Annotated in this window: 19 protein-coding genes; 17 read left to right on the plus strand and 2 right to left on the minus strand. The window is 64.7% G+C overall.

What is annotated here, in order from left to right:
- Positions 1-185, plus strand: a 185-nt coding sequence (locus BMX16_RS15950) for a transposase (RefSeq protein ID WP_143058074.1), incomplete at its 5' end; no start/stop codon positions are given.
- 1103 nt (positions 186-1288) lie between these two features.
- Complete coding sequence (locus BMX16_RS15960) at positions 1289-2101, plus strand: exonuclease domain-containing protein (protein WP_245731677.1); 813 nt, start codon at positions 1289-1291, stop codon at positions 2099-2101.
- Between the two features lie 520 nt (positions 2102-2621).
- Here BMX16_RS15960 and BMX16_RS15965 read toward each other — a convergent pair.
- Positions 2622-3197: a DUF1349 domain-containing protein gene (locus BMX16_RS15965; protein ID WP_089905610.1), complete on the minus strand. Its 576-nt coding sequence runs from the start codon at positions 3195-3197 to the stop codon at positions 2622-2624.
- Positions 3198-3535: 338 nt separating this feature from the next.
- Between BMX16_RS15965 and BMX16_RS15970 the strand changes: the two genes are divergently transcribed.
- From BMX16_RS15970 to BMX16_RS18100, 15 genes are all read left to right on the plus strand, one after another.
- Complete coding sequence (locus tag BMX16_RS15970; protein WP_177174708.1) at positions 3536-4186, plus strand: DUF1007 family protein; 651 nt, start codon at positions 3536-3538, stop codon at positions 4184-4186.
- Positions 4177-5076 carry a nickel/cobalt transporter gene (locus tag BMX16_RS15975; protein WP_089905614.1) on the plus strand — a complete coding sequence of 300 codons (900 nt, stop codon included), beginning with the start codon at positions 4177-4179 and terminating at the stop codon, positions 5074-5076. Before BMX16_RS15970 ends, BMX16_RS15975 begins: the two co-directional genes overlap by 10 nt.
- 172 nt (positions 5077-5248) lie before the next feature.
- Complete coding sequence (locus tag BMX16_RS15980) at positions 5249-5548, plus strand: DUF6525 family protein (RefSeq protein WP_245731659.1); 300 nt, start codon at positions 5249-5251, stop codon at positions 5546-5548.
- A gap of 13 nt (positions 5549-5561) precedes the next feature.
- Complete coding sequence (locus BMX16_RS15985) at positions 5562-6731, plus strand: CobW family GTP-binding protein (RefSeq protein ID WP_245731661.1); 1170 nt, start codon at positions 5562-5564, stop codon at positions 6729-6731.
- A gap of 24 nt (positions 6732-6755) precedes the next feature.
- The gene (locus tag BMX16_RS15990; RefSeq protein ID WP_089905617.1) at positions 6756-7193 is read left to right on the plus strand and encodes a transcriptional repressor; all 438 of its coding nucleotides are present in this window, start codon (positions 6756-6758) and stop codon (positions 7191-7193) included.
- A 103-nt stretch (positions 7194-7296) separates the two neighbouring features.
- Positions 7297-8040 carry a zinc ABC transporter ATP-binding protein AztA gene (gene aztA / locus BMX16_RS15995; protein ID WP_089905619.1) on the plus strand — a complete coding sequence of 248 codons (744 nt, stop codon included), beginning with the start codon at positions 7297-7299 and terminating at the stop codon, positions 8038-8040.
- A complete protein-coding gene (locus BMX16_RS16000; protein ID WP_089905621.1) occupies positions 8037-8903 on the plus strand; it encodes a metal ABC transporter permease in 867 nt (288 codons plus the stop codon). The genes aztA and BMX16_RS16000 overlap by 4 nt, the downstream gene beginning before the upstream one ends.
- Before the next feature lie 12 nt (positions 8904-8915).
- Positions 8916-9821 (plus strand): metal ABC transporter substrate-binding protein, encoded by a 906-nt coding sequence (locus BMX16_RS16005; RefSeq protein WP_089905623.1) that lies wholly within the window; start codon positions 8916-8918, stop codon positions 9819-9821.
- A gap of 106 nt (positions 9822-9927) precedes the next feature.
- On the plus strand, positions 9928-11172 hold the full coding sequence (locus tag BMX16_RS16010; protein ID WP_177174709.1) for a metallochaperone AztD: 1245 nt from the start codon (positions 9928-9930) through the stop codon (positions 11170-11172).
- 64 nt (positions 11173-11236) lie between these two features.
- Positions 11237-12154, plus strand: coding sequence for an NAD(P)/FAD-dependent oxidoreductase (locus BMX16_RS16015; RefSeq protein ID WP_089905625.1), 918 nt, complete (start codon positions 11237-11239; stop codon positions 12152-12154).
- Positions 12151-13365 carry a GTP-binding protein gene (locus BMX16_RS16020; RefSeq protein WP_089905626.1) on the plus strand — a complete coding sequence of 405 codons (1215 nt, stop codon included), beginning with the start codon at positions 12151-12153 and terminating at the stop codon, positions 13363-13365. Before BMX16_RS16015 ends, BMX16_RS16020 begins: the two co-directional genes overlap by 4 nt.
- Before the next feature lie 469 nt (positions 13366-13834).
- Complete coding sequence (locus tag BMX16_RS16025) at positions 13835-15751, plus strand: PhoX family protein (RefSeq protein ID WP_089905629.1); 1917 nt, start codon at positions 13835-13837, stop codon at positions 15749-15751.
- A gap of 255 nt (positions 15752-16006) precedes the next feature.
- On the plus strand, positions 16007-16243 hold the full coding sequence (locus BMX16_RS18095; RefSeq protein WP_245731664.1) for a chromate transporter: 237 nt from the start codon (positions 16007-16009) through the stop codon (positions 16241-16243).
- Positions 16243-16338, plus strand: coding sequence for a hypothetical protein (locus BMX16_RS18310; RefSeq protein ID WP_342707834.1), 96 nt, complete (start codon positions 16243-16245; stop codon positions 16336-16338). The genes BMX16_RS18095 and BMX16_RS18310 overlap by 1 nt, the downstream gene beginning before the upstream one ends.
- 127 nt (positions 16339-16465) lie before the next feature.
- Positions 16466-16780 (plus strand): chromate transporter, encoded by a 315-nt coding sequence (locus tag BMX16_RS18100; RefSeq protein ID WP_245731674.1) that lies wholly within the window; start codon positions 16466-16468, stop codon positions 16778-16780.
- Between the two features lie 107 nt (positions 16781-16887).
- On the opposite strand, the gene BMX16_RS16035 is transcribed toward BMX16_RS18100, so the two are convergent.
- Positions 16888-17187, minus strand: a 300-nt coding sequence (locus BMX16_RS16035; protein WP_143058040.1) for an integrase core domain-containing protein, incomplete at its 5' end; no start/stop codon positions are given.

A 17187-nucleotide genomic window follows, 5' to 3' on the forward strand; every position in this document is an offset into this window, starting at 1 on the left:
AGGAAACAACAAACCGCATCATCGCCAAAGTGCGTGCCAAGGTCGAGCATCCCTTCCGTGTCATCAAATGCCAGTTTGGCTATGTGAAGACCCGCTACCGCGGCCTCGCCAAGAACCGTGCCCAGCTCTTCACGCTGTTCGCCCTCGGCAACCTCTTCCTCGTGCGCCGAAAGCTGATGGCATGAGGACGAGTCCGCCTGGAAACAGGTGACAGGCCGCAACAGCGGCACAAAACGCATGACCAATGCCGCTTTCGGCTCCTAAATCCGCCCCCGCAGCGCTCAGGCGGTAATTGCGGCGCAGCCGACAGCGTTGATCAGATGTTCCTTGACTTTGCGCACGCTTCTCCTGAGTCTGACAATAGTGCCAACGAAAGCAGATGTCTGCGCAAAAGCAAGCAATAGTCTGCGCAAAACGACGAGCTTATCCATATAATGTCGTTTAGATTCAATCGCTTGACATCATTACTCGCCTTCGGTGGACATGTCGGGATGGCGGTCTTCGACGCTCATTTGACAGCCTCGGCGATTTCCGTTCACTGGACGCCACCAGGGTTCCGGAACCTTTGACCCCACGCTTCTCAGGCCTGATCAGCCCGAGAGCACCGCCGCGGCACGCGCGCTGCGCTTTGGAAGGACTCCGCCATGACCCGTTCCACCACCACAATTCCCTTCAGTGAGATCAAATTTCTCGACGACATCCCCCGCCTTGCCAAGCTCGAGGAACGACTGACCGATGCTCTCCGGAAGATCCGCACGTCGAAAAGGCAGCGACCGGACCCAGGCGACATGTCGCTGACGCACGTAGCGAACTGGTTCGACCTGATCCAGGACGCCGACACGGCCATGATCAAGCGCCGCGCTATGCGGTTTTTGGAACGACTGCACAGCGGCACCGGGACCCACCACCTCCCTGAGCGCGATCGTGCGACACTGACGGCCCTGCGTGGTGGCGTTGCCGTCGCGCGGATCACGACCGAGCACGAGGCCGACGAGATCGCCGCGGCCCTGCATGCCGAGATGCCATGGATGGCCTCTGCAACAGAGGTCGTCTGGCAGGGCCTACGGGCCTGTGCCCGGGATGGGTTGCCGGGCTTGCGGTTCAGCCCGCTAATCCTGATCGGCGCGCCGGGCATCGGCAAGAGCTTCTGGGCGCGGCGGTTGGCACATCACCTGGGGGTGCCAACGACGAAGATCGAGGCGAGCCTCGGCCTGCCCCCGTTGCCCGCGCTGCAGCCAGACCGACATTCGCGCACGCTCTTCGTGTGCCAGCGGGCAGTTTCCGCTTCGTGGCGCTGGATGTCGAAACCGCTTGCAGTGATGCAGCCAGCATCTGCCAGATCGGCCTGGCGTGCGTGGAACCCGATAATCAGATCCAGACCTTCTCCATGTTGGTCAATCCCGGCACCCGGTTTGACGCATTCAACATCCAGCTTCACGGCATCGGTCCAGATCATGTGGTGAATGCCTCACGGTTCCCTGACGCCTTGGACGTTCTGCTCCCGCTGTTGACGCGCCATCACCTCATCCAGCACAGCAACTTCGACAAGCAGGCGATGAGTGCCGCATGCAGATCCTGCGGCATCGACATCCCGGACCTACGTTGGAGCGACAGCGTCCAGATCGCGAGGCGGGCATGGCCCGAGTGGAAGGGCAATGGCGGGCACGGGTTGGCGAACCTCAAACGCACGCTGAACCTGCAGTTCCACCACCATGATGCGGGCGAGGACGCTCGCGCCGCTGCGATGGTTGTGTTGCATGCCGAGCATCATCTACGGCTTCCCTTCGAGAAGCTGATCAAGCCCGTCGGTCGTAAGAGCTATGCGGCGCCGATCGCCATGGATGGCGACCCGAAGGGCGCACTGGCGGGTTCGGTGGTGGTCTTCACGGGCGCGCTTGGCATGTCCCGCAATGAGGCCGCAGAATTTGCGGCCCAAGTAGGCATGTCCGTGAAACCCGGAGTGACCAAGCAAACGACGCATCTGGTTGTGGGTGATCAGGATTTGAAGGTGCTGGCAGGTCACACCAAGAGCAGCAAGCACCGCAAGGCCGAAGACATGCAAAGCGCGGGGCATTGGGGTTGGTCAGTACGACACGTCTAGGATGCGCACAGGGGCACCCGCCCGCTATGAAATCCAACCGCAACGTAGGATCCAGAGGCGTTGCCACCGAAGATGAAATGCATTACTTGGAACAGGCAGACCCTGCGTATGCCTCAGGGTCTTTAAACATAGAGCATCGAAGTCGATGCAGGTCCGAGCGGCGCCTTGGAAGGGCCACCCGATAAGCGGGGCAAACTTTCACGACCGGGCAGCGGCCGGTCATATCAAGGGAACGCAGGGGAGTATCGTAGGCTTGTCCGATGCTCGCCGCGACCGTGGTGAAGTTACGCCCGGGATCTGTGTCGATCGGATTGCTTGATCATTGTCCTTCTACTTCCCACCGGTCTCGAAAAGTTTGATCAGCTTGGCAGATGCACACATAGGGTTGTTCACCGTACTTCTGGCTCCTCCCCCCAGCAGGCTGAAGCATCTGCTTCGTCCGATCTTCAACCCTGACATCAGCAACGCGATCGAAGTAGCGTACCGCACCAACCACTCATACCGCGCCGCGTAGTCCGGATCAGCTCAGGTCATGCAGGTCCTTGCCCAGCGGCGGGCCGACGAGGAAGTCGGAGAACCGCACCGTCAGCCCGGCCCACTCCGGCGTGCAGCACATCGGACCCACCAGATAGGTGTCAGCCATCGGAAACGGGCACAGCCGCAGCAGCGGCCAGCGCTGCCCGTCGGCAGAGCTTTGCAGCCGCAACACACCCTTAGCGACCGTGATACGCAGGTAGAGGTCGCCCGCAGGATCGCCGTAGGCCGACGTCGCCCAGTCGGACTGCCCCACGGTCAGCACGCTGCCAAGGCAGGCGTCGCCGTCCGACATCTCTATCCCGGCCTTGATCCAGGTGGATGCGTCCACCCGCACCATGATGCCCGCCTGATCGTAAAGCGCCGTGTAGTCGCCCCGCACCCGCAGCGTGGCGGTGAAATCGCCCTGCACCACATGTCCCATGAAGTGGCCGCTGTCGCGGGTGAAGCCGTAATGCGTCTCGCACCAGAAATCGCTGCCCGCATCGGTCGTCACCTCCAGCACGTCATCCTTGACTGCCCAGTAGCGCGGCGGGTTCAACCATGTGCAGGTGTCAAACATCGGATGCTCCATTTGCGGGTGGCACCGGATCGCGCCATAAGGGAAACATGACATGCGCAGCGGCCAAGGCCCAGACGGTGGGCGCGGCGTCAACCGCCCTTGCGGACCATGCCCTTCATGATGACGCTCATCACCCGCAAGCCTTCTTTGGAGGACAGTCACCGGTAGTGATCTACTCGTTGCGATTCGAAGCAATGCAACCTGATCAGCAGAAGCAGATCAGAGCTTAAAAAGCGCCAGATCCTGTCCAAGGAATGGGGGGCACCTCAGTCGCCGCCATTTGCCAACCGCTGCGCATCGTTATATCGCAGTCTCCTGACCGAAGCGGAGCGAGCGTTGTGCGACACCTGTCTGGCGGTATCCTGAGCATCTTGATCGCGACCGGGCTGTCCCATGCTGCCTTGGCGCATCCGCATGTCTTCGTGGACGGCGGCGTGGATTTCGTCATGGCGGACGACCGCACGCTGACCGCGTTGTCCGTCACGTGGCTTTATGACGAGTTCGAGACGCTTTACGATCTGTCGTCACGTGGCATCGACCTGCCGGCGGACGGCACGCTTTCGGATGCCGACCGGGAGGTGATCCGCGCGGCCTACAGCGTATGGCCCGAGGATTTCGACGGCTCCGCCCATCTGACGATCGACAGCGAGCGGATCGCGCTGGACTGGCCCAGCGACCTTGCGGTCGATCTGATCGACGGGCGGCTGCAGCTTGTGTTTCGCCGCAACCTGCCGGTGCCGATCGACCTGACCGGCAAGACGGTCGAGACGGCCTTCTACGAGCGCACCTATTTCTTCGCCTTCCGGATCACCGATGTGGCGAGCTTCATCGGACCCAGCGCTTGTGATGCCCGCGTGATCCCCTATGCGCCCGATGCCCAATCGGCGGCGGCACAGGACAGCCTTGCCATGCTGGGCCGGGAGGAGACGCCCGCCATTGCCGATGTCGGACGGCTGTTCGCCGACAGGATTGCGGTCACATGCGAGTAGGCGGTGTCATCCTGTTGCTGGTCGCGGGGCTGTGGATCGTCTGGTCTGGCCTGCCGACCTTTCCCGAGGTCGTGACCTGGGCCAGCGCACAGCAGCGCGGGTTTCAGACCGACATGGCGCAGGCCGTGCGCGCCATTCAGGCTGGAGAGGCCGGGAGTTGGGTCGCCTTGCTGGCGGCTGCGGGCGCCTATGGAATCGTCCACGCGGCCGGTCCCGGGCACGGCAAGTATCTGATCGGCGGCATGGGGTTCGGGTCTGCGGTCAGCGCGCGACGGATGCTGACGCTGGCCGTCGCATCAAGTCTCGCACAGGCAATCTGGGCAATCGCGCTGGTCTATGGCGGGTTCTGGATGTTCCGCATGTCGGCCGCCCGGATGACCTCTCTGGCCGAAGACTGGCTGGCCCCGGCCAGCTATCTTGCCATCGGAGCGATCGGGGCAATCCTCGCCATCCGGGGCGCGGGCCTGCTGTGGCGCAGGGTCCGTCCGCGCCCCCGCAATCTGTGGCGGGGCGTCGGCGAAGATCCCAGCTGCTGCGCCCATCACACCGTCACCCCGGCGCGGGTCGCGGCGCTGACGAGCCACCGCGATGCGGTGGCCCTCGTCACCAGCATCGCGCTGCGGCCCTGCACGGGCGCGATCTTTCTGCTGGTGATCGCCTGGCAGCTGGAGATCCGGTTGGCGGGCGCATGTGCCGTCATCGCGATGGGGCTCGGCACGGCGCTGCTGACCTCGGCGGTCGCGGTGTCGAGCGTGTCACTGCGCGGGCTCACGCTGCTGTCGAGCGGACAGCTCGGTGTGGCGGCACTCGTCCTGCCAGTCGTCCAGATCCTGGCAGGGGCGGCGATCCTGTCGATCAGCTGCGGCCTGCTGGTGCGCGCACTGGCCTGACGCGTCCAAGACAGCGCGGCGTTTTCCGGCACCATCACGAAAGACGCACGCCCCCTTGCAGACCGCCGGTCCGCGCGGTAATCAAGTGTTACGTTATAACATAACACTGGCTTCGCATGACTCCTCACGCCTCAGACCGCCTTGCACTGCCCCGCACATCGGGTGTCATCCGATGAGCACGCGCAACTGCAAGACGTCGTTGAAGCGGCGCAATCGCGGCAACCCGATGCGCAGCTATGACGCGCTCCCCGCTGACCTGCGGCACTGGCTGGCTGCGGCGGTCCTGCCGTGGAGCGCGGCCTCCGTCCAGAAGGTCTGGCAACGCGCGCTGAAGGCGTGCCGCGGCGACAGGGCCGCCGCCCTTGCCAGACTGTCCGACGTCGAACGCCGCCTGCTGGAACGGGACGTGGCCCGCATCTGGTGCGGATCGCACCCCTATCTGTCGGCCCCGCGCGACCAAGCCCCGACCTGAAGAAGGAGACGGCATGATGCCCGATAGAGCCCCGTCCGATCCCCGCGTCCCTGTCACCCTACTCACCGGGTTTTTGGGCAGCGGCAAGACGACGCTGCTGAACGCCCTGCTGCGAAGCGCGTCGGCTGGGCGGGTGGCTGTCATCATCAATGAGTTCGGCGACATCGGCCTCGATCACGACCTGATCGAAGAGGCGACCGAAGAGATGGTGCTGATGGAATCGGGCTGCCTGTGCTGTTCGATCCGCGGCGATCTGGTCCGCACCATGGCCGATCTGGCGCGGCGGCGGGCGAATGGCCTGATCGCCTTCGACCGCGTGGTGATCGAGACGACCGGACTGGCCGACCCCGCGCCGATCCAGCAGACGCTGATTGTGGACCGCGCCTTGACCTCCCAGTTCCTGCTGGACGGTGTCATCACGCTGGTGGATGCCGCCGCCGGGATGGCGACGCTGGACCGCCAGTTCGAGGCGATCAGCCAGATCGCTGTGGCCGACCGCATCGTGCTGAGCAAGGGCGACCTCGTCGATCGCGCGGCCCTCGCCGCGATCACCGACCGGGTGCAGGCGATCAACCCCACGGTCGAGATTATAACGACGGCACAGGTCGCCGCCAATCCGGGCGTGCTGTTCGATATCGGTGCGCTGCGCAGCGATACCCCGGTGTCGCAGGCACTGGCGTGGACCGGCGTGATCCCGCCGGCCCCGGTGCAGGCCGACCCGGCGGGCCGCCTGCCAAAGGGCCTGTCCGGCCTGTTCGCCCCGCGCCGCAGCGCGCTGAAGAAGATGCAGGCCCTTGCCCACGCGCCAGAGCCGCAGGGCACGGTGCATGACAGCCGGATCACCAGCCTGTCAGCAGTGATCGACGCGCCTGTCGATCCGGACGTCTTCGGGCGCTGGATCGACACGCTGATGTGGCTGCGCGGATCGGACATCCTGCGGTTCAAGGCGATCATCCACACCACCGACAGCCCGCATCCCTTTGCCGTGCATGGCGTGCAGCACATCTTTCATCCGCCAGTGCCGCTGCCGCACTGGCCGGCCGATGACCGGGTCAGTCGCTTCGTGCTGATCGGTCGCGACCTGCGCCGTGACGTGCTGGAGGACAGTTTGACGATCCTGCGCGCCAGACCCGGAGCAGACCGTCCCGCTGCGGTCCGGCCCTCTGCAGCCATGCTTTCCTGACACCGACGCAGAAGGGAGCCACACGTGGATCACCAGTCCGAGCCGATCATCGGCCCCACGATCACCATGGCCAACAACAACGCCATGGTGTTCGAGGCGGTCCGCTCAGCCTCCGCCGCAGTGTCGGCCTATGCCATCCTCGAACGGCTGCGGCCACTGCACCCGCGCATCGCGCCGCCCACCATCTATCGGGCGCTGAGCTTTCTGACGGAGCACGGGTTGGTCCAACGCATCGAGTCGTTGAACGCCTATGTCGCGACCGACGCCCACAAGGCCGGACCTGTCCTGTTCGCGATCTGCGACGATTGCGGTCGCGTCGATCAGCGCGACGCCACCGATGATGTCAAGCGGATCATCCAGTCGCTGGCACAGGACGGCTTCATGTCCACCCACCCGGTGATCGAGATGCACGGGCGCTGCGCGCCCTGCGAACAGGCCCAACACGACGGAAAAAAGCCATGACCCAACTGAACCTCATCCTGTCAGGCATCGGCCTGCGGCTGGTCGTGGCGGCGGCGATGTCGGCGCTGCTGTGGACCCTCTATGCCGCCGTGGTGTCCTGAGCATGCCGACCATCGTGCTTCACGACCTGACCCTCGGATACGACCGGCACCCTGCCGTTCATCACCTGAGCGCCACCATCGCGGCAGGCTCACTGACCGCCGTCGTGGGGCCGAACGGGGCCGGTAAATCCACGTTGCTGAAGGGCATCATGGGCACGCTGCCGCCGCTGACCGGCCACATCGTGCGCGACCGGACACGGATTGCCTATCTGCCGCAACAGGCCGAGATTGATCGTTCCTTTCCCATTGCAGTGCATGAGTTGGTGGCGATGGGGCTTTGGGCCGGGATCGGCCCCTTTGGCCGCGTCACCGCCACACACCGTGACCTGATCGCCAAGGCCCTTGCCGCCGTCGGCCTGACCGGGTTCGAACGACGGTCGATCGCGGCCCTGTCCGGCGGGCAGCTGCAACGCGTGCTCTTTGCGCGGGTCCTGTTGCAGGATGCGCAGGTCATCCTACTGGACGAGCCGTTCACCGCCATCGACGCGCGGACCGCAGCCGACCTGCTGGCCATCGTGCGCCGCTGGCATGACGAAGGCCGCACCGTCGTCGCCGTCCTGCACGATATGGATACCGTCCGGGCCCAGTTCCCCGAAACGATGATCGTTGCGCGGGAGCTGATCGCTCACGGCCCGACGCGGCTTGCCTTGACCGCTGCGAACCTGCTGCGTGCGCGGCAAATGTGCGAGAGCTTCGACGACGCCGCTCCGGTCTGCGACGTGCCGGCCAAGGGGGCCGCCGCATGATCGACATGCTGATCACACCCTTCACGGATTTTGCCTTCATGCGCCGCGCGCTTCTGGGCTGTATCGCCATTTCCGTCGGCGCCACGCCGATCGGAGTATTCCTGATGCTGCGCCGGATGAGCCTGACAGGCGATGCCATGGCCCATGCCATCCTGCCGGGGGCCGCGGTCGGCTTTCTGATCTCGGGGCTGTCGCTGGGCGCCATGACGATCGGTGGGCTGATCGCGGGCATGGCGGTGGCGCTGCTGTCCGGCTTCGTCACCCGTGTGACCGCTTTGAAGGAAGACGCCAGCATGGCGGCCTTCTATCTGATCAGCCTTGCGGCCGGGGTGCTGATCGTCTCGATGCGGGGCAGCAGCGTCGATCTGCTGCATGTCCTGTTTGGCACAGTGCTGGCTTTGAACGACGACGCACTCGCACTGCTCTGTGCGATCACCACGATCACCTGGTTCGCGCTGGCCGTGCTGTTCCGCCCGCTGGTGCTGGAATGTGCCGACCCGCAATTCCTGCGGTCGGTCAGTGGGTTGTCGGCGGTCACGCATTTCGCCTTTCTGGCGCTTGTCGTGATGAACCTTGTCGCCGGGTTCCAGGCGCTCGGCACGCTGATGTCGGTCGGGCTGATGATCCTGCCCGCCGCCGCCGCACGGTTCTGGGTGCAGGGCATCGGTCCGCTGATCGGCGTCGCCATCGTCGTGGCGATCCTGTCCAGCATTACCGGGCTGCTGCTGTCCTACCACCATGCGCTGCCCTCCGGTCCCGCGATCATCCTCGTGGCCGGCGTAATCTATGCGGCCTCGGTCATCCTGGGTCGTCAGGGCAGCCTTCTGACGCGGTATCTGCCGCGTCCCCACCTCCACTCTTGAAAGGAATCTCCCATGAACCGACGCAATTTCCTTGCGCTGACGACGGCGCTGGTCGCGCTGCCCCACCTCGCCCTTGCGCAGGACAGGCTGACTGTCGTCACGAGCTTTTCTGTTCTCAATGACATGGTGTCCCAAGTTGGTGGCGACCGTATCGATGTGGCCACGCTCGTCGATGCTGACGAAGACGCGCATATGTATCAACCCACGCCCGCCGATGCGCGCAGCCTGTCGGATGCCAACGTGGTTGTGGTCAACGGCCTTGGCTTTGAAGGCTGGATGGACCGCCTGATTGAAGCCTCCGGGTTTGCAGGTTCGGTCATCGTTGCGGTCGACGGCATCGCAACCCGGGACATGCCCGAGATGGAGGGCCACGCGGGGCACGACCACGGGGCCTTCGATCCGCATGGCTGGCAGAGCCTCGCCAATGCCCGGATCTATGTCGCCAACATCGCACAGGGCCTGAGCGCCGCCGACCCCGCCGGGGCGGAGGTCTATGCCGCCAATGCCGACGCATATCTGGCACAAATCGACGCCACGGAGGCGGAATTGCAGGACCTGCTGGCCGAGGTGCCGCAGGACCGGCGCACCGTCGTCACGTCGCATGACGCCTTCGGCTATCTTGGCGACGCCTATGGCCTGACGTTTCTGGCGCCGCAAGGGCTGAGCACCGAATCCGAAGCCTCTGCTGCAGACGTTGCAACCCTTATCACTCAGATCCGTGCGGAGGATATCGCCGCCGTATTTCTTGAGAATGTGACCGACAGCCGCCTCGTCCAGCAGATAGCCGCCGAGACCGGGGCAACGGTCGGTGGCACGCTCTATTCCGACGCCCTGTCGGGGCCGGACGGCCCGGCGGCCACCTATCTGGAGATGATGCGCCACAACGTCGCCACGCTCGCGGCTGCGTTGAAGCCATAAACCGGCGCCCGCTGACAAAACAGAACACATCGACAAACAGCACTGGCACAGTGTTATGTTATAACATAACACTGTGCTATGATGAGACATGACACTGGAGTCAAACATGACGCATACCTCACCCAAACGATCCCTGCTCTGGGCGACCGTGGCCCTGACCGGGGCCTTGACCGGTGCATTGGCCATGGGGGCCGCCGCACAGGAGAACGATCAAGAGGACGAAGTCGGCCTGACCCACTACCGTTTGTTCGTGGGCGATCATGCTGACAACGTGGTGCGGGCTATTGAATTGGAGGATGGCGCCGATGCTGGAACATTCGAGATCGCGCAGACCCCGGCGCTGACGCCGAGCGACAGCGGGCGCACGCTCTTTGCCGTGCAGGGTGACGCGGGCACCGTGGCGACCATCGACACCGGCATCGCGTTCGAGGATCACGGCGACCACGCCGACATCAGCGTGACCGACGCTGCCCTGCTGCCTGCCACCATCGACGGCACCACGCCCGCGCATGTGATCGAAGGCTCCGGCACCATCGCCATCTTCGACGACGGCTCAGGCGACGTGACGCTGTTCTCCGAAGGCGATCTGACCACCGAGGGCTTCGCCCCCGCCACGATCCCGACCGGGGCCGCGCATCACGGGCTGGCAGCACCGATGGGTGACTACCTCGTGGTCTCGGTCCCGGCCGAGGATCCGGAGGCGCCCCGCGTCGGTCTGCGCGTCATCGACACCGCGGGCAACGCAGTGGGCGAGGTCGTGGATTGCCCCGGCGTCCACGGTCAGGCGCAGTCGGCGCGGGTCTTTGCCTTTGGCTGTCAGGACGGCATCGTGCTGGCAACGCCCGGTGCGGGGGCCGAGCCGCCGGTGCTGGAACACATCTCCACCACCGATCTGGGCGAAGGCAACGTGTCTACCCTCAAGGGCGGCAAGGCGATGCAGTTCTTCCTCGGCAATTTTGGCGCCGATGCGGTCGTGGTGATCGAGCCGGGCAGCGACGACCCCTTCAACGTCATCCCCCTGCCGACCCGGCGGGTGGACTTCGCGCTGGACCCGGCAAAGGCGCAGAACGCCTACATCCTGACCGAGGACGGGCAGTTGCACCTGCTCGACGTGCTGAAAGGCGAGATCATCCAGTCAGCCCGCGTGACAGCACCCTACTCCATGGACGGGGAATGGCGCGACCCGCGCCCGCGTCTGGCCGTGGCGGGTGACCACATCGCGATCACCGATCCGAACGCGGGGCTGATCCGCGTGATTTCCACCGCCACGCTGGAAGAAGAGCGCACGATCCCGGTCGCAGGCACGCCCTACACCATCGTCGCAGTCGGCGGGTCCGGCGCCACCGACTGATCCCGCATGCCTCCGGGCCGCGATCCGCGGGCCGGAGGCCACCCACCCCCACAGGAGACACGCCATGCACGACGTCGCCATCATTGGCGGAAGCTTCGCGGGGCTGACCGCCGCCCTGCAACTGGGCCGCGCCAGCCGATCCGTGGTTGTGATCGACGCAGGGTTGCCGCGCAACCGGACCTCGCCCGGCGCGCATGGCGTCGCGGGCTGGGACGGCATGACCCCCGCCGAGATCCTTGCCCGGTTCCGCGCCGACCTCGTGCCCTATCCCACCGTCACCACGCAGGACGGCGTCGTGACCACCGTTGCCGGGGTGCAGGACGCCTTCGCCCTGACGCTCTCCACAGGCCAGGCCATCGCGGCGCGGCGCATCATCCTCACTCACGGCGTAAAGGATATCCTGCCCGACATCCCCGGTATAACGCAGGCCTGGGGCCGCAGGGTTCTGCACTGCCCGTATTGCCACGGCTACGAGGTGAAGGGCCAACCCCTCGCCGTGCTGGCCGTCCACCCGATGAGCGGGCATCAGGCCATGCTGCTGCGCGCGGACTGGAGCGACGACGTCACCCTTTTCAGCTCCGGCATGGAAGGGTTGCACACCGACGCGCTGACCGCCGCTGGGGTCAAACTGGACGACCGCGCGATCACCCGCTTGCAGGGCGACGATACGGGCATCGGCTTGACGTTGTCCGATGCCGCGACGGCGCGGTTCGGTGCCCTGTTCCTTGGCCCGCGCGCCGTGCTGGACGGCAGCCCCGCGCAACAGCTGGGTTGCGCGCTGGCCGATGGTCCCATGGGTCCCTTCGTGCGCACCGGTCCGATGGCGCAAACCAGCGTGCCCGGCGTCTTTGCCGCCGGCGACGTGGCCCGCGCCGCCCCCAACATCAACTTCGCCCTGGGCGACGGCGCGCAGGCCGGCACCGGTGCCCATGCCTCGCTCGTCTTTCCGGGCTTCATCACACCACTCGAGGTATCGTCATGACCACCCAGCACGCCGCCGACACACGCCTGCCCGTCACGGTCCTGTCCGGGTTTCTCGGCGCGGGCAAGACGACGCTGCTGAACCGCGTGCTCAACAACCGCGAGGGCCGCCGCGTCGCCGTCATCGTCAACGACATGTCGGAGGTCAACATCGACGCCGATCTGATCCGCGCCGGTGGCGCCGACCTGAGCCACACCGACGAGACGCTGGTGGAAATGTCGAATGGCTGCATCTGCTGCACCCTGCGCGACGACCTGCTGGCCGAGGTCCGCCGTCTGGCCGAGGCGGGACGCTTCGATTATCTGCTGATCGAATCAAGCGGCATTTCCGAACCGCTGCCGATCGCTGCGACGTTCGATTTCCGTGACGAGGATGGCGGAAGCCTGTCCGACGTGGCGCGGATCGACACCATGGTGACGGTAGTCGACGCGGTGAACCTGTTGAACGACTACGCCAGCCACGATTTCCTGACCGACAGGGGCGAGACGCCTGAAGGAGATGAGCGGACACTGGTCAACTTGCTGGTCGAACAGATCGAGTTCGCCGACGTAGTGATCCTGAACAAGGTGGCCGATGCGGGACCCGACCGGGCCGACGCCGCGCGCAAGATCATCCGCAGCCTGAACGCCGACGCCCGGATCGTGGATGCCAACCACTCCGACGTGCCGGCGGACGCGATCCTCGACACCGGCCTCTTCGACTTCGACAAGGCGCATGCCCATCCGATGTGGGCCAAGGAGTTGCACGGCTTCGCCGATCACGTGCCAGAGACGGAAGAATACGGCGTGAAGTCCTTCGTCTACCGCGCCCGCCGTCCGTTCGTGCCAGAACAGATCCTGTCCGTCCTGAATGGCGACCTCCCCGGCGTAATCCGCGCCAAAGGACATTTCTGGATCGCCACCCGCCCCGACTGGGTGGCGGAGTTTTCACTCGCAGGTGCGATGTCGGGCGTGACGCCGCTGGGCAATTGGTGGGCCACCGTCCCGCGCGACCGCTGGCCCACACATGACGGCGCCCGCGCATACCTCGCCGCCCATTGGTCAGAGCAGTGGGGCGACCGAAGGCAAGAGCTGGTGTTCATCGGCGCAAGCATCGACTGGCTTGCACTGAAGGCGCTACTGGATGATTGCCTCCTGCCGGAACATCTTGGCGCAGGGCCGGACGATCTGCCCGTTTTGCCCGATCCCTTCCCGGTCTGGCGACGGGCGTAGCCACATCATCCAAAACTCGGCAGCAAAAATGGTCTGAAAACGACTGTTTTTGGTTCGGGGCGTAGGTGTCACGTTCGGTCAAGTCCGGCCCTTCAAAGATCTCCGTTCGAACGTCAGCTTCAAGTTCAGTGGGTCAAGGTTGTCGAAGTGTCCCTTTACCTTCGGCCGTCAGAAGCAAAAATGCTGGCAACCATCAGGGCTTTCGTGACGTCCCTTGCGCACAGGTCCTTAGGACATGTGTCTTCAGCGGTGCCCGGATCTGCCTTGGAATCGCATGCGCGAGCCGTCTGCGAGAACGTAATCTGGCCCGCTATAGGCCCTGCAGCCCACCCTCGACGTCCCTGCGGCGTCACGGCACGGCACTCACTCTATCTTTACGTCAACCTGTCATCCGCACGTCACATCCTTGGCCCACATAAAGACGGGTTTATGACTGCGCCGTTCGGGCGCACTGCCAAAGGATGACGCCATGAAAGACGATCTCTCAAACCTGAGCTGGGATGAATTCGACGAGACGATCCGCCCTGCTCCTGCAACCACTGATTTCGACCACGTGGTGTCGGCCGCCATGTCGCGGCGCGGTTTTCTGCGGTCGCTCGTCGTTATGGGCTCTGGCGCTGCGGTCATGGGTGCAGGCTCGCTGCTGTCCTCGACCTCCGCTCAGGCTCAGGCCGCGACGATGGGGCGTTTTGCCTTCGCGCCCATCAACATCGCCACCGATTTCACCGTGCATGTGCCCGCGGGCTATACCTGGAAGCCGCTGGTATCGTGGGGCGACGCGCTGTGGTCCGACGCCCCCGCCTTTGACAAGGCGACCGGTGGCACCCTTGCCGCGTCGCGTCGCGTGTTCGGCGACAACACGGACGGGATCGAGCTGTTCAACATCGACGGCCACGAGGTAATCGCGGTCAACCATGAATACACCGAAGTCGGCACGCTGCACCCCGCCCTGCCTGACAACATGCCCCAGTCGCTGGAGGACGTGCAAAAGACGCAGGCCGTGCAGGGCGTGACGGTCATGGAAGTGGCCGAAGGGCCGGACGGCTGGGCCGTCGTGCAGGATTCGCCCTTCAACCGCCGCATCGACCACACCACGCCGATGACGATTTCGGGCCCCGCCGCGGGACACGACCTGCTCAAGACCGCAATGGACCCGGACGGCGTCACCGCCCTGGGCACGATGAACAACTGCGGCGCGGGCCGCACCCCGTGGGGCACCTACCTGACCTGCGAGGAAAACTTCAACGGCTACTTCGGCACGACCGAAACCGTGGCCGAGGACGCGACACCCGCAGGCTATACGCCCGAAATGCTGCGCTATGGCCCACCGGTCGCCAGCCGCTATGGCTATGAATTGTTCGACGCGCGTTTTGATTTGTCGCAAAACCCCAACGAGTTCAACAAGCAGGGCTATGTGGTCGAGATCGACCCCTCCGATCCCACCGCCACCCCGATCAAGCGCACCGCGCTCGGTCGCTTCAAGCACGAGAATGCCGCCGTCGTCATCGGCCGCGACGGCAAGGTTGTCGTCTATCTGGGCGACGACGAGCGGGGCGAGTTCCTCTACAAGTTCGTCTCGACCAATTCCTATGTGCCGGGCGGCGACACGTCGACGCTGCTCGACGATGGCATCCTGCACGTGGCCAAGTTCGAGGCCGATGGCAGCGGCACGTGGCTGGCGCTGACCGAAGAGACGACGGGGATGTCGCTGGCCGAGGTCTGCATCCACACCCGGATCGCCGCATCCACCGTGGGTGCCACGACGATGGACCGGCCGGAGTGGGTCGCCGTCAACCCGACGGCAGTCGAGGCTTATTGCGCGCTGACCAACAACACGGACCGCGCTGCCGACGCGACCAACATGGGCGGCGACGTCATGACGCCAGTCGACGGGTCGCCCAACCCCCGCGCCGAAAACGGCTATGGTCAGATCGTGCGCTGGTATCCGGCCAATGCGGATCACGCCGATCCTGCGTTCACATGGGATCTCTATGTCATGGCTGGCAACCCCGACGTCCATGCCGAAGGCCCCTATGCCGGTTCGGCCAACGTGACGGCGGGCAACATGTTCAACTCGCCAGACGGGATGATGTTCGACAGTGCGGGTTTGCTGTGGATCCAGACGGACGGCGACGACAGCAACGAGGGGGAGTTTGCCGGGCAGGGCAACAACCAGATGCTGGTTGGCGACCCAGCCACCGGTGAAATCGCCCGCTTCATGACCGGCCCTAAGGGCGGCGAAGTGACTGGCCTGTGCTGGTCGTCAGACCGGCGCACGGCGTTCATTGGCATCCAGCACCCCGGCGGATCGTTCCCCGACGCCGATGGTGCTCCACGCTCGACCGTGATCGCGGTCAGCCGCGATGACGGTGCGATCATCGGCTGATCCCGCCAATAAAACGATAGGAAGCGCCCCTTTGGGGGCGCTTCACGTTTTGGGTGCATGCCGTCGATCTATGCAGCACAGGCGGGCTTCAATCGGAATTGCCGCTGCGATGTCTATTCGACGCGTGAACTCGTAGTCCGACGATCTGGAACAGCTCGACGCCGGGATGCTGGTCTACGACGCGCTCTTTCGCTGGGCGCGGGACGCCACGGCCGAGGTTCACAACTGGCCCGCCAACACACCGAGGACCGCCCCGTGACCGCCACACCGCCCCCCGGCCGCCCCTATCCGACGCTGGCCGAGGCGACGCGCATCTGGGCACTCATCGGTCTTCTGAGCTTCGGCGGCCCGGCTGGGCAGATCGCCCTGATGCACCGTGTGCTCGTCGAGGAGCAGCGGTGGCTGGGCGAGCGGCGGTTCCTGCAAGCGCCGAACTACTGCTGCTGCCGGGGCAGGAGGCCATACAGCTCGCAGTCTACATCGGCTGGCTGATGCACCGCACCATCGGCGAGATCGTCGCCGGCGTGCTCATTGTGCTGCCGGCTCTGGTCGCGATCATGGGTCTGTCGTGGATCTATGCGATCTGAGGCGACGTCGGCGTGCTGACGGGTCTGTTCTTCGGCCTCAGGGCGGCGGTGCTGGCGATCGGGCTGTACGCGGCGGTCCGCATCGGGGCGCGCACGCTGCGCAACCCCGCTGATCGCCATCGCGGCAGTGTCCTTCTTTGCGATCTTCGCCTTCGGCGTGCCGTTCCCGGTCATCATCCTGACGGCGAGCCTGATCGGCTACGTCGGGTCCGCTCATTATGGTGACGCAAACGTGGGCTTCTTGGGCGCTTTGCACGATGCCGGGCCGCTGCCGCCGCTTCTGGCCGCGACGCTGGGCGGGCTGCTGACCACGTGGGTGACCTTCGTGCCGTGCTTCCTGCGGATCTTCCTCGGCGCGCCGGTGATCGAGCGGTTGCGCGACAACCACGCGCTGACGGCCGCCCTGACGGCGGTGACGGCGGCGGTGGTCGCGTCATTCTAAACCTCGCGCTGTGGCTCAGCGCGCTGGCTCGTCACGGGACTTGCATAGGGATGGACGGAACGTGTTAACGACTTTGAGACAGTGGCGATTGAACTTTAAGCTTGGTTTTACTCCGTTTGCTTTGGTGGGTTGATCCAGACAGCCGTTGGGATGTGAGGCGGTTTGGGTGGTTTGCGGACGAAGCGCTCGGGCGTGTTGAGGAATGCAGTATCGAGGGTTTCCTGGCGTGCAGCATAGATAGCCTTGGCCTGTCCGAAGTGGATCTGATCGGGGGTCATTAACCCGATACCGGCGTGATGATGCTCTTCGTTGTACCAAGTAAAGAACCGGCGGCAGAAGGCGTGTGCCTCGTCGATCGTTTCAAACCGCTTAGGAAATTCCGGTTGATACTTCAGCGTCTTGAAGTG

This window comes from Loktanella fryxellensis (assembly GCF_900110065.1).
Lineage (GTDB): Bacteria > Pseudomonadota > Alphaproteobacteria > Rhodobacterales > Rhodobacteraceae > Loktanella > Loktanella fryxellensis.